Here is a 12,366-nt window from a genome sequence, read left to right as displayed (position 1 = left end):
GCCCTCGGCCGGCCGGGCTGCGGGGCCACGGGCGGGCGGGGCATAGGGCGGGCGGGGCATAGGGCGGGCGGGCACAGGGCGGACGGTCTCCCCGCGGGGCCGCCGGCCGCCCGAGGCGCCGGGTCCGGGGTTGTGCGCGACCGCCGGCCGCCGTGCGCGAGCGGCTCCCGGCCACGCTGCCCTGTCCGGCCCCGGGAGCAGCCGCGGACGGCGCGGAACCCCGGGAGGCGCTACCGGACGCGCGGCGCCAGCGCGCTCCAGTCCACGGTGACCTCGCCCTGACGCCACCGGGACGGCCCGTCCGTCACCGGCCAGTCCGCCGTCAGGTCGCGCACCGTGCGGATCCACCGCTGGCGCGCGCCGTAGGAGGCGTAGGGCGCGGCCGCGGCCCAGGCACGGTCGAAGTCGCGCAGGAAGGAGTGCACCGGCTCGCCCGGCACGTTCCGGTGGATGAGCGCCTTGGGGAGCCGTTCGGCGAGGTCGGACGGACGGTCCAGGGAGCCGAGCCGGGCGGCGAAGGTGACCGTGCGCGGGCCCTCGGGGCCCAGGGCGACCCAGACGTGGCGCCGCCCGATCTCGTCGCAGGTGCCCTCCACCAGCAGTCCGCCCCGTGAACCGCGCCCGTCGGCCGGGGCGAGGCGGGCGCACAGCCCCGCCCACACCCGGGCGACCTGCTCCTCGTCGTACTGGCGCAGCACGTTGGCGGCCCTGATCAGGTGCGGTCCGACCGGCAGGGGGACCTCGAAGCCGCCGTGCCGGAACTCCAGCCCCTCCCGCTCGTACGGGCGGGCCGCGGCGACCCGGGCCGGGTCGATCTCGATGCCGACCACCCGGGTCCGCGGCGCGGCGGTCCGCAGCCGGCCGAGCAGTTCGACGGCGGTCCAGGGGGCCGCCCCGTAGCCCAGGTCGACGGCGACCGGGTCCGCCGCGCGGCGCAGTTCGGCGCCGTGCGCGGCGGCGATCCAGCGGTCCATGCGGCGGAGCCGGTTGGGGTTGGTCGTCCCGCGCGTCACCGTTCCCACGGGGCGGGTCGCTGCGCGGGTCGTCATGCCTACGAGGGTACGGAAGGCCCCGCCCGGGGCCGTCGCCCGCCGTTCACGCGAGGGCAACGCCGCCGCCACGCGGCGTAACGTTTTGGCAAAGGCGAAATTGCGCGCGCCCCACCGGTGTTTCCGCCTGCGGAGAGGGTGGGCACCCGGCCCGCCCGACACCCTCCGTCCGACACCCGCCCACCCGATGCCCATGGAGGACCGCCACGTGAGCCAGTACGTCACCAGGCTCGGGCGTCTCTCCGCGGCGTCGCCCGCGAGGCTGCGGCTGCCGGGCGGGCCGCGCCGTCCGCGCCGGGTCGCCATGCTCTCCGTCCACACGTCGCCGCTGCACCAGCCCGGCACGGGCGACGCGGGCGGGATGAACGTGTACATCGTGGAGCTGGCCCGCCGGCTCGCCGCGCAGGGCGTCGAGGTGGAGATCTTCACCCGCGCCACCTCCGCCTCCCTCCCGCCGGCCGTGGAGCTGGCCCCGGGCGTGCTGGTGCGCCACGTGGACGCCGGGCCGTACGAGGGCCTGGCCAAGGAGGACCTGCCGGCCCAGCTCTGCGCCTTCACCCACGGCGTGATGCAGGCCTGGGCGGGACACCGGCCCGGCCACTACGACCTGGTCCACTCCCACTACTGGCTCTCCGGGCACGTCGGCTGGCTGGCGGCCCAGCGCTGGGGCGTGCCGCTGGTGCACGCCATGCACACCATGGCCAAGGTCAAGAACGCCTCCCTCGCCGCGGGCGACACGCCCGAGCCGCCCGCGCGGGTCATCGGTGAGACGCAGATCGTGGACGCCGCCGACCGGCTGATCGCCAACACCGCCGACGAGGCGGCCGACCTGGTCCGCCACTACGAGGCCGACCCGGCGAAGGTCGAGGTCGTGCACCCCGGCGTCAACCTGGACCGTTTCCGCCCTGCCGACGGCAGGGCCGCCGCCCGGGCCCGCCTGGGTCTGCCGCAGGACGCCCTGGTCCCCCTCTTCGCCGGGCGGATACAGCCGCTCAAGGCCCCCGACGTGCTGCTGCGCGCGGTGGCGGTGCTGCTGGAGCGGCGTCCCGAGCTGCGGCCCCGGCTGGTGGTGCCGGTGGTGGGCGGTCCCAGCGGCAGCGGCCTGGCGAAGCCCGAGCGGCTGCAGAAGCTCTCGGCGCGCCTGGGCATCGGCGACGTGGTGCGGTTCCACCCGCCGGTGGGGCAGGACAGGCTGGCGGACTGGTTCCGGGCGGCGTCGGTGCTGGTGATGCCCTCGTACAGCGAGTCGTTCGGCCTGGTCGCCATCGAGGCGCAGGCCACCGGGACGCCGGTGCTGGCGGCCGCGGTGGGCGGGCTGCCGGTGGCGGTGCGGGACGGCGAGACCGGCTTCCTGGTCCGCGGCCACGACCCGGCCGACTACGCGGACGTGCTCGGCCGCCTCGCCGACGACCCCTCCCTGGCCGCCCGCCTCGGCGCGAACGCCGCCCGGCACGCCCAGGACTTCGGCTGGGACCGGGCCGCCACCGCGACCACCGACGTGTACGCGGCCGCCCTGCACGCCCACCGTCGTCGCGTACGCTCGGCCCATGGCTGACGCGCGCGAAGTGATCGAGGAGTTCCTGCGGGACGCCGAGCTGGAGTGGGAGTCCCCGGAGTCGGGCAACTACGTCGTCACGCTCCCCGGCACCAGAAAGCTGACCACCGCGGTCTCGCTGATCGCCGGGCGCCACTCGCTCTCCCTGAACGCCTTCGTCATCCGCCACCCGGACGAGAACGAGGCGGGCGTCCACCGCTGGCTCCTGGAACGCAACCTCAAGCTGTACGGCGTCTCCTACGCCGTCGACCCGCACGGCGACGTGTACGTCACCGCCCGCCTGCCGCTGGCCTCGATCACCGCCGACGAACTCGACCGCCTGCTCGGCCAGGTGCTGGAGGCCGCCGACGGCGCCTTCAACACCCTGCTGGAGCTGGGCTTCGCGTCCTCCATCCGCAAGGAGCACGCCTGGCGCGTCTCCCGCGGCGAGTCCACCAAGAACCTGGAGGCCTTCGCCCACCTCCTCGAACGCGAGTGACGCCCGCCCGCACCGGCGGTCGCGGTCGGGCGGGCGGGGCCGTGCAGGGCCCGCCGGGGGAGGCTCGTGGCCGTCACCGCGGCGGCGCTCCCGCGGGCGGGGCGGCCGGCGGGACGTCGACCGCCATCAGGGGCAGCAGCCTGCCCGGGACGGAGCCGGACGGGACGGAGCCGGTGACCTCGGCGCCCATCGCCCGGTAGAACGGCTCCGTGTACGGGTCGGCGTCGATGGTGAGACGGCTCATGCCGAGGCGCCGCGCGATCGCCAGGGCCTCGGCGAAGAGCCGGCGGCCGAGGCCGGAGCCGATGACGGGCGGGTCGACGAAGAGCATGTCGAGCCGGCCCCGCGGCGGGTCGCCGTCGACCAGCACGAAGCCCAGGACGCGTCCGGCGCCGTCCTCGGCGACGGTCGCCGTGCCGGGCGCCAGGTCCTCCGGGCGCAGCGTGAGCTCGTCCCGGCAGGCGGCGAGGAACGCGTCGTCGTAGCCCCAGTGGCCCTTGGACCGCAGCGCCAGCCCGCTCAGCGCGGACGCCTCGTCGGGGCGCGCGGGCCGGAGACGGACGTGGGGGCGGGCACGGGCGCCGGTGCGGGCGTCCGCGCCGGTGCGGGTCCCGGCGTCGGTACGGGTCCCGGCATCGGTACGGGCGCCGGCGTCGGTACGGGCGTCGGTGCGGGCGTGGGCTTCGGACGGAAACGGCACGTGGACCTCCTCGTTCACCGGCAGGGTCGCACGGGGCGGCGGCCGCCGTGGCCCGGACCGGCGGTTCTGCCGTGGCCGTCGGAGGCGGCCACTACTCTCGGGCCATGACACAAGAGGAACCCGGCTTCGTCTGCTCGCGCTGCGGCGAGCGCCACGCGGGCCTCCCCATGGGTTACTCCACCGAGGCGCCCGACGTCTGGGATCCGCGACACGCCGAGCGCGAGGACAGCGTGCTCTCCCCCGACCAGTGCGTGATCAGGGGCGAGCACTTCTTCGTGAAGGGCCTGATCGAGATTCCGGTGCGCGACACCGGCGAGACCTTCGAGTGGGGGGTCTGGGTCTCGCTCAGCGCCCAGAACTTCCGCCGCGCGGACGAACTGTGGGAGACGCCCGGGCGGGAGGCGGAGCCGCCGTACTTCGGCTGGCTGACCACCGAGCTGCCGCTGTACTCCCCGAGCACCCTCAACCTCCGCACCCACGTCCACACCCGTGAGGTGGGCCGCCGGCCCTACGTGGAGCTGGAGCCGACGGACCACCCGCTGGCGGTGGAGCAGCGCGAGGGGATCACCCTCGCGCGGGTCCGGGAGATCGCCGAGGCGGTACTGCACGGGGGGTGACGCCTCAGGCGGTGACGCCTCCGGTCGTCTCGGCCACCGGCTTCGGCGTTCCGCCGGACACGGTGACCTCCGGCTCGGGCGGCAGGCCCCGCATGACCAGCGCGTACCCGGCCGCCGCGACCGTGCCCAGCACGGCGCACGCGCCCCAGAGCCAGTCCGCGCCGTACGCGTCGATGACCACGCCGGAGGCGAGGGGCGCCACCAGGGCCGCCAGCGACCAGGACATCGTGTACATCCCCTGGTACCGTCCGCGGCCCTGTTCCGGGGAGAGCCGGACCACCAGGCTGGACTGCGTGGGGGCGTTGAGGATCTCGGCGATCGTCCACACGCACACGGTGAGCGCCAGCACGCCCACCGAGCCGGCGAAGGCGGTCAGCCCGAACCCGTACCCGGCCAGCAGCGCGGAGACCACCAGCAGCCGGCGGGGGTCCCGGCGCTGGATCATCCCGGTGACCGGGATCTGCACCGCGACGATCAGCACGCCGTTGACGGCGATGGCGAGGCCGTAGTCGGCCGGACTGAAGCCGTGCTGCCCCATGGCCACCGGCAGGGCCACGTACCCCTGCTGGAAGATCAGCGCGACCAGGAACGACAGCCCCACCAGCGACATGAACCGCCCGTCGCGCAGCACCGTGCCGATCCTGACCTCGGTGCCGGTCCTCGTCCCGTCACCGCCCGCCGCACCGGCCTCCGTCCCGGGCATCGACTCGGGGATTTTCAGGAAGACCAGCACCGCGCAGACCAGGGTCATCCCGGCCTCGATCAGGAACCCGGCGCGGTAGCTGAACTCGGCGATGAACCCGGCGCCCACCGCGGAGACCGCGAACCCGAGGTTGACCGCGAAGTAGTTGAGCGAGAAGGCCCGCACCCGGTCCTCGGGCGGCAGGATGTCCGCCATCATCGCCTGCACCGCGGGCCGGGAGCCGTTGGAGGCCATGCCCACCAGGAAGGCGACGCCCGCGATGGCCACGGGGTCGTGGACGAAGCCGAGCAGCGCCACCGAGGCCGCCGTGGAGAGCTGGGCGACCAGCATGGTGGGCCGGCGTCCCAGCCGGTCCGCCATCACCCCGGCGCCCAGCGAGGAGACCACGCCGCCGAGTCCGTGGAGCGCGGCGACCAGGCCCGCGTAGGAGGCGGAGTAGCCCCGGTCCACGGTCAGGTACAGCGCCATGAACGTGGCGACGAACGCGCCCAGGCGGTTGACCAGGGAACTGGTCCACAGCCACCAGAACTCCCTGGGGAGCCCGGAGACGGTCGCCCTGAGGGCACGTCTCGGCGAGACGAGGGACATGGGGGCCTCCAGGGAGCAGCCGTAAGCGGCTGAAGCGGTCAGCGCATGTTACTCCCGCACGTCGGGCGCCAGCCACCGGATAGTGGACGCGTGCGCGGCCCCCGACCGCCTCCGATTACGCTGGTCGCCATGGCCGACGCACCGTACAAGCTGATCCTCCTCCGCCACGGCGAGAGCGAGTGGAACGCCAAGAACCTGTTCACCGGCTGGGTGGACGTGGACCTGACCGACAAGGGCGAGAAGGAGGCGATCCGCGGCGGGGAGCTGATGAAGGACGCCGGGCTCCTCCCCGACGTCGTGCACACGTCCCTGCAGAAGCGTGCCATCCGCACCGCCCAGCTCTCCCTGACCGCCGCGGACCGGCACTGGATCCCGGTCCACCGCAGCTGGCGCCTCAACGAGCGTCACTACGGGGCGCTCCAGGGCAAGAACAAGGCGGAGATCCTCGAGCAGTTCGGCGAGGAGCAGTTCATGCAGTGGCGCCGCTCCTACGACACCCCGCCGCCGGTCCTGGACGCCGACGCCGAGTGGTCGCAGTACAACGACGCCCGCTACGCGACGATCCCGCCGGAGCTGCGCCCGCAGACCGAGTGCCTGAAGGACGTCGTCCACCGGATGATGCCGTACTGGTACGACAGCATCGTCCCCGACCTGCTGACCGGCCGCACCGTCCTGGTCGCCGCCCACGGCAACTCGCTGCGCGCGCTGGTGAAGCACCTCGACGGCATCTCCGACACCGACATCGCCGGTCTCAACATCCCCACCGGCATCCCGCTGTCCTACGAGCTCGACGCCGAGTTCAAGCCGGTCGTCGCGCACGGCACCTACCTCGACCCGGAGGCCGCCAAGGCCGCCATCGAGGCCGTCAAGAACCAGGGCAAGAAGAAGTAACCCGGACGCTTCGAGCCCCCCGCCCGCGACTTCTCCGCGCGTGGGGGGCTCGTCGCTGTCCCGGGGCCGTCCCCGGGCCGTCAGGCGTGGCGGTCACGCCGCCACCCGTACGCGCCGGGTGACGCCCCGGCCGCCTCACGGGAGCAGACCTCACGTCATGCCCCGTCCCGGCGACAGGGGTCCACGGGTGGCACTGCGAGCAGTCGCTCCGCCCCGGCCCGGAGGCCGGTCGTCCGCTCCACGTCGGGACGGCCCCGCGGTGCGTGGCGAACCGGGCCGGCACACGGAACCCGCGAAGGCGGGTGCGCCACCACCGCCGGGGCGACGCGGCCGGCTCGACGCCGCGGCCCGCGACGGTTGCGGCCCGGGGACGTCACCGTGGCATTCCGGTGTACAACCGGAAGGCCTCCACCGGAGTCGGACTGGTTGAACGCGCGGCGCGTCTCGCGTCCCGCGTCGACCGACCGACCCGAAAGGCATCTCCATGTCTCGAGCACGAGGCGGCACCCGTTCCACGCGACTGGGCGCTCCCCTTGCCGCCGCGGCGCTGCTGGCCGGCGGACTGGGCGCCTGGTCCCTGACCACGGCGACGGCCCAGGCCGCTCCCGCCCCCTCCGTCGGGGTCCAGGACGACTTCAACCGTGACGGCTACGCCGACCTCGTCGTCGGGGCGCCGAACGCGACCGTGTCCGGCGCGGCCCGCGCCGGCTACGTCGCGGTGACGTACGGATCCTCCAGCGGCATCGACACCGCGAAGAAGAAGATCGTCAGCCGCTCCACGAGCGGCGTACCGGGCGCCGCCACCGCCGACCAGCGCTTCGGCGCCACCTTCGCCAAGGGCGACCTGGACGGCGACGGCTACGGCGACCTCGTCGTCGGGGGCGGCACGGCCGGCTCGGTGATCCTGTGGGGTTCGGCGTCCGGTCTCACCGGCGGCACCGCCGTCGCCGGGTACGGGACGGCGCCCCAGATCGGCGACTTCGACGGCGACGGCAAGGCCGACCTCGCGCTGTTCTCCGCCCAGCGCGTCGGCGGCGACGACCCCGTGGGCGCCCCGGCGACCGTGTGGAAGGGCCCGGTCACCCGGGCCGGCGCGCCCAAGGCCGTGCTTCCCGTCCTCGACAAGTCCCTGTGGTGGGGCTGGGAGGAGGAGGACGCCTCGTGCGACACCGGCGGCGGCTGCGAGAACGGCCCCGCCTCCATCACCGGCCCGGTCGTCTCCGGCCAGGTCGGGGACGTCAACGGCGACGGCCGGGACGACATCGTCCAGTGGCACTACACCGGCGACGGCACCTGGGGGAACCGCCTGCTGCTGGGCGGCGGCGCCACCGGCTTCACCCGCGGCTGGATCCCCGGCGACTCCACCTCCAGCACCCCGGCCGGCACGGGCATCGGCGACGTGAACGGCGACGGCTACGACGACGTGGTGGTCGGCGCGGAGGACTGGTCCGACAAGGTGCGGATCGCGTACGGCTCGGCCTCCGGCCCGTCCGAGGCGAAGACGGTGGTCATCGACCAGGACTCGCCCGGCATCCCCGGCGCCCAGGAGGAGGGCGACCTCTTCGGTTCCTCCGTCTCGGTCGCCGACATGACCGGTGACGGCTACGCGGACATCGCGCTCGGCGTCGCGGGCGAGGACATCGGCACGGTCCAGGACGCGGGCGCCGTCGTTCTGGTGCCCGGCAGCGCCGCGGGAGTCACCGGCGCGGGCGCCAAGGCCGTCAACCAGGACACCGCCGGGATCCCCGGCGTCGGCGAGGCCGGGGACATGTTCGGCGTCTCCACCGCGCTGCTCGACGTGAACGGCAACGGCCACCGCGACCTCGCCGTCGGCACGACCGCCGAGAACAGCGACAACGGCGCGGTGTGGGTGCTGCGCGGCGGCTCCGCCGGCCTGTCCACGAAGAACGCGTTCGCGTTCGGCGCCGCGGACGTGGGCGCTCCCGCCACGGACGCCTGGTTCGGCGCGGCCCTGCGCTGAACTCCGTTGGGTCCCCTGCCCTTCCGGGCGGCAGGGGACCCGCCGTTGTCCCGGGCCCGATGACCCGGTCGGGCCGGTCCGGTCGGACCGGCCGGGCCGGTTGAACCGACCGGCCCGGGGAGGCCGGCTGCCGGCCCCGCCCCCATGGACGGTGCCGCGCGTCGCGGCCGGCGCGCCCGCGGCGGGACCGTTTCCCACGGCGGACGGGCCGGTCGGCCGCACGGCGGCGGGCAGGCGAGGGCACGTCCGTGAACGGCGTGACGGCCGGCGGGTGCCCGTCCCGCCCGCGCGCCCGCGGCGCGCGGGCGCCGCGCAGGCGGCCCCGGCCGTCTCCGCGGGCACGGCATGGAGCATCATCAGGGGGCTCCGCCTTCGCTCCCTCTCCTGAACAGACGTCACCCGATCGGTCCCGCGCGCCGGGGAACGATCGTTCCGCGCTGTTCGTCACACCACCTGAGAGATCGTCATGGGCGGCCCCGCACCCGGGAAGGGTGGCCGTGCTCAGGGCGGTCGGGGACCGCCCGGGACGGGGGGCCGGCGGCGTGTCCGATCCGGGCCGACAGGGCACGACCCCTGTCGCTCTGCCCATCGGGCATGGCAGCATCCCCCGGGAAGGCAGACGTTACCAACGGTAAGGCAGGTGGAAGGCGAGCCATGGCAGCGAGCAGAGGAAGACGCGGAGGCGGCCCGGGCCGCCGCGGGCTGATCGCCACGGCGGTGGCGCTGGTCTGCGCGATCACCGCCCTCGGCGCGCCCGGCACGGCGTTCGCGGGCACCCACGCGCCGTCCTCGGTTTCCGCCCCCACCGATCCCGCGCCACCGCCCGCCCCCGCGCCGGCGAGCAACGCCGAGCTGGAGGCGGTCCGCGAGAAGCTCGACGCCCTCTACAAGGACGCCGCCCGCGCCACCGAGGCGTACAACGCGGCGGAGGAGAAGGCGAAGAAGCAGTCCGAGGAGATCGACGAACTCACCGGGAGGATCGCCGGCGTCCAGGACGAGGTGGACGACCTGTACGAGCGGGCCGGGGCCGCCGCCCGCGCCCAGTACCGGGGGGCGGGGCTGCCGCCGGAGGCGAAGCTCTGGCTGAGCGAGGACCCGGAGGACTTCCTCGACGGCGCCCGGCGGGTGCAGGAGGGCGAGAAGGCCGCCAAGGGCCTGCTCGCCGACCTCATCTCCACCCGGGACAAGCTGGAGGAGCTGGAGCAGGCCGCCTCCGCGCGCTGGGCGGACCTGGAGGAGCAGCGCCGGGCCAAGGACAAGGCCCGCGAGAAGATCGAGAAGCAGATCGCCGAGGCCGAGAAGCTGGAGTCGCGCCTCCAGAAGGAGGAGCGGGAGCGGCTCGCCGCCCTGGAGGCCGAGGCCGCCCGCCGGTCCCAGGCCGCCTGGATCGGCTCCGGCGTCCTCGCCGGGCTCGACGACGCGACCTCCGCCTCCGCCCGCCGGGCGATCGGCTACGCCACCGAACAGCTCGGCAAGCCGTACGTGTGGGGCGCCGAGGGGCCGGACTCCTTCGACTGCTCGGGCCTGACCTCCCAGGCGTGGGCCAAGGCCGGATACCCGATCCCGCGCACCTCGCAGGAGCAGTGGCGGCAGCTGCACCGGGTGGCCGCCCAGGAGATGCGTCCGGGCGACCTGATCATCTACAACAGCGACGCCACCCATGTCGCCATATACGTGGGCGACGGCATGATGATCCACGCCCCGCGTCCCGGCCGTTCGGTGACCGTGGCCGGCGCGGGCAGCATGCCGATCCTGGGCGTGGTCCGGCCCGACCCGCACCGGCCGAGCGTCGAGGGGGACTGAGCGACGGCGAAGGCGGCACCGGGGACCGAAGTGCCGCCCCGGGGCCTGCCGGTGACCGGTGGACGGAGTGACCCGTCGCACTCCGTCCCGCGCCCCGGCCTCCTCCGGCGCGTGACGTTCGTCATCCCCGCCAGGGCCGCCGTCCTGTCCGAAAGCGCTCCTGAACGCGGCATTTGACACTGCCGGGCAGTCCTGCCGGAGGACTGTCCGGCATTCCGCTGTGCCCTCGTGAACCGCTAAGGTCCCCACTCGGCGGGCGTCGAACCCTCTCGATCCCGCCGTCTCGGGGGGAGGGAAGGAAACCGAACCCATGCCGATGCACATACCGCGGCCCCGGGCGGTCCCGTCCGTGGAGAGCGACCCGGCGGCGGACTCCGGCGCCTGGACGTACGGCGCCCCCGCCGAGGAGGCTCCGCGCCCCCGGGATGCGGCCGGCGCCGTCCCCCCCGCGGCTCCGGCGAACCCGTCCGCCGGTCCGTCGGCGGGCGACGGACCGACGGACGACGGCACCCGACCCGACGACCCGCACCACGACGGCACCCGGCCCGACGACCAGCGCGACGACCGCCACCGCGACGGGACCCGCCGCGGCACCGCCCACCACGCCGACCCGCGTCACGAGGAGCACACCTCGCCGGAGAATCCCGCGTCCAGCGCCCCGGCGGCCGAGAAGGCCCCCGCCCCGGCGCAGCTGACGCTGCTGCTGATCGAGGCCGACCCGGGCGGCTCCGCCGTCATGTCCGAGCTGCTCGACTCCGGCGGCAGGTCCGTGCGGGTCCGCACCGCCCGCAACCTCACCGAGGCGGAGCGGCTCCTCACCGACGACGTGAACTGCATCCTGCTCGACCTCGACCTCCCCGCCCCCGGCCGGACCGCCCCGTCGGAGGACGGCACGGCCGAGGACGAGCTGGCCGTGCTCAAGCACGTGCTGCGGATCGCGCCCCGGCACGCCGTCCTGGCCCTCACCAGCTCCGGGGACGCCGAGCGGCGGGGCCCCGAGGCGGTCCGCGTCGGCGCCCAGGACTACCTGGTCCGCGACGAGCTCGACGGGCGGCTGCTGCGCCGCGCCGTCCGTTACGCCGTGGAGCGCAAGCGCTCCGACACGGCCGAGCGGCGGCTCACCGAGTCCCGGATGCGGGCCCAGGAGAACGCCCGCCTGGAGCGCGGCCTGCTGCCCACGCCCATCCTGGACGGCTCCCTGCTGCGCTTCGCGGCCCGCTACCGCCCCGGCCGCTCCCGGGCCCTGCTGGGCGGCGACTTCTACGACACGGTGCGCACCCCGGACGGAGCGGTGCACGTGATGATCGGCGACGTCGCCGGCCACGGCCCCGACGAGGCGGCGCTCGGGGTCGAGCTCCGCATCGCCTGGCGCGCGCTGACCCTGGCCGGGCTGAGCGGGGACGACCTCCTCACCACCCTGCAGAAGGTCCTGGAGCACGAGCGGCACAGCGAGGAGACCTTCGCCACCCTCTGCCAGGTGGACATCGCGCCGGACGGCCGCAGCGCCGGGGTGTGCCTGGCCGGCCACCCGCCGCCGCTGATCGCCCGCCCCGGCGAGGGGGCGCACCTGCTGCCCTACGAGGAGAACGGCCCGGCGCTGGGACTGCTGCCGGACGCGCGCTGGCCGCGGAACGAGATGTGGCTGGGCGACGCCTGGAGCCTGATGCTCTACACGGACGGCCTGATCGAGGGCCGGGACGGCGGCGGCCAGGGGGAGCGGCTGGGCGAGGACGGCATGGCCGACCTGGTCCGCCACCACCTGGCGGCGGGCCTGAGCGGCGAGCCGCTGCTCCGCGAGACGCTGGCGGAGGTCCGCTCCCTCAACGGCGGCGAACTGACCGACGACGTGGCCGTGCTGCTGCTCGAACGGGGCTGACCGGAACGCCGCGACCGGCGGACGACGCCCGCCGGACCCACCTCGGCCGGGCCCCCGCCGCGCCGGAACCTGGCCTGCCGCCGCGCGGGGCACGGCGGCGCGCCCGTGGCCGCGGCGCGGGCCCG

10 protein-coding genes are annotated in these 12,366 nt (G+C 75.2%); 7 read left to right on the top strand and 3 right to left on the bottom strand.

Annotation, left to right across the window (positions count from 1 at the left end):
* Positions 1-230: 230 nt before the first annotated feature.
* Positions 231-1,049 (bottom strand): class I SAM-dependent methyltransferase, encoded by an 819-nt coding sequence (locus tag A2U95_RS09675; RefSeq protein WP_166021752.1) that lies wholly within the window; start codon positions 1,047-1,049, stop codon positions 231-233.
* 208 nt (positions 1,050-1,257) lie between these two features.
* Here A2U95_RS09675 and mshA point away from each other — a divergent pair, with 208 nt between their 5' ends.
* Together mshA and A2U95_RS09665 are read left to right on the top strand one after the other, a co-directional pair.
* Positions 1,258-2,604, top strand: coding sequence for a D-inositol-3-phosphate glycosyltransferase (gene mshA / locus A2U95_RS09670; protein WP_166021751.1), 1,347 nt, complete (start codon positions 1,258-1,260; stop codon positions 2,602-2,604).
* Positions 2,597-3,082 (top strand): type III secretion system chaperone family protein, encoded by a 486-nt coding sequence (locus A2U95_RS09665; protein WP_166021750.1) that lies wholly within the window; start codon positions 2,597-2,599, stop codon positions 3,080-3,082. Before mshA ends, A2U95_RS09665 begins: the two co-directional genes overlap by 8 nt.
* A 73-nt stretch (positions 3,083-3,155) precedes the next feature.
* Here the strand turns inward: A2U95_RS09665 and A2U95_RS09660 are convergent, their stop codons facing one another.
* Positions 3,156-3,605, bottom strand: coding sequence for a GNAT family N-acetyltransferase (locus tag A2U95_RS09660; RefSeq protein ID WP_166025009.1), 450 nt, complete (start codon positions 3,603-3,605; stop codon positions 3,156-3,158).
* Positions 3,606-3,949: 344 nt separating this feature from the next.
* Here A2U95_RS09660 and A2U95_RS09650 point away from each other — a divergent pair, with 344 nt between their 5' ends.
* Positions 3,950-4,399, top strand: coding sequence for a DUF2199 domain-containing protein (locus A2U95_RS09650; protein WP_240957444.1), 450 nt, complete (start codon positions 3,950-3,952; stop codon positions 4,397-4,399).
* Positions 4,400-4,403: 4 nt separating this feature from the next.
* On the opposite strand, the gene A2U95_RS09645 is transcribed toward A2U95_RS09650, so the two are convergent.
* Positions 4,404-5,690, bottom strand: a complete 1,287-nt coding sequence (locus A2U95_RS09645) for an MDR family MFS transporter (RefSeq protein ID WP_166021748.1) — start codon at positions 5,688-5,690, stop codon at positions 4,404-4,406.
* 129 nt (positions 5,691-5,819) lie between these two features.
* Between A2U95_RS09645 and A2U95_RS09640 the strand changes: the two genes are divergently transcribed.
* From A2U95_RS09640 to A2U95_RS09625, 4 genes are all read left to right on the top strand, one after another.
* Positions 5,820-6,581: a phosphoglyceromutase gene (locus A2U95_RS09640; protein ID WP_166021747.1), complete on the top strand. Its 762-nt coding sequence runs from the start codon at positions 5,820-5,822 to the stop codon at positions 6,579-6,581.
* Positions 6,582-7,065: 484 nt separating this feature from the next.
* Positions 7,066-8,562, top strand: coding sequence for an FG-GAP-like repeat-containing protein (locus A2U95_RS09635; RefSeq protein ID WP_166021746.1), 1,497 nt, complete (start codon positions 7,066-7,068; stop codon positions 8,560-8,562).
* 654 nt (positions 8,563-9,216) lie between these two features.
* The gene (locus A2U95_RS09630; RefSeq protein ID WP_166021745.1) at positions 9,217-10,365 is read left to right on the top strand and encodes a C40 family peptidase; all 1,149 of its coding nucleotides are present in this window, start codon (positions 9,217-9,219) and stop codon (positions 10,363-10,365) included.
* Between the two features lie 310 nt (positions 10,366-10,675).
* A complete protein-coding gene (locus A2U95_RS09625) occupies positions 10,676-12,241 on the top strand; it encodes a PP2C family protein-serine/threonine phosphatase (protein ID WP_166021744.1) in 1,566 nt (521 codons plus the stop codon).
* Positions 12,242-12,366: the final 125 nt, after the last annotated feature.

The organism is Streptomyces chilikensis, assembly GCF_001642695.1.
Taxonomy (GTDB): Bacteria; Actinomycetota; Actinomycetes; order Streptomycetales; family Streptomycetaceae; genus Streptomyces; species Streptomyces chilikensis.
This window is presented reverse-complemented; position numbering and strand designations above follow the sequence as displayed.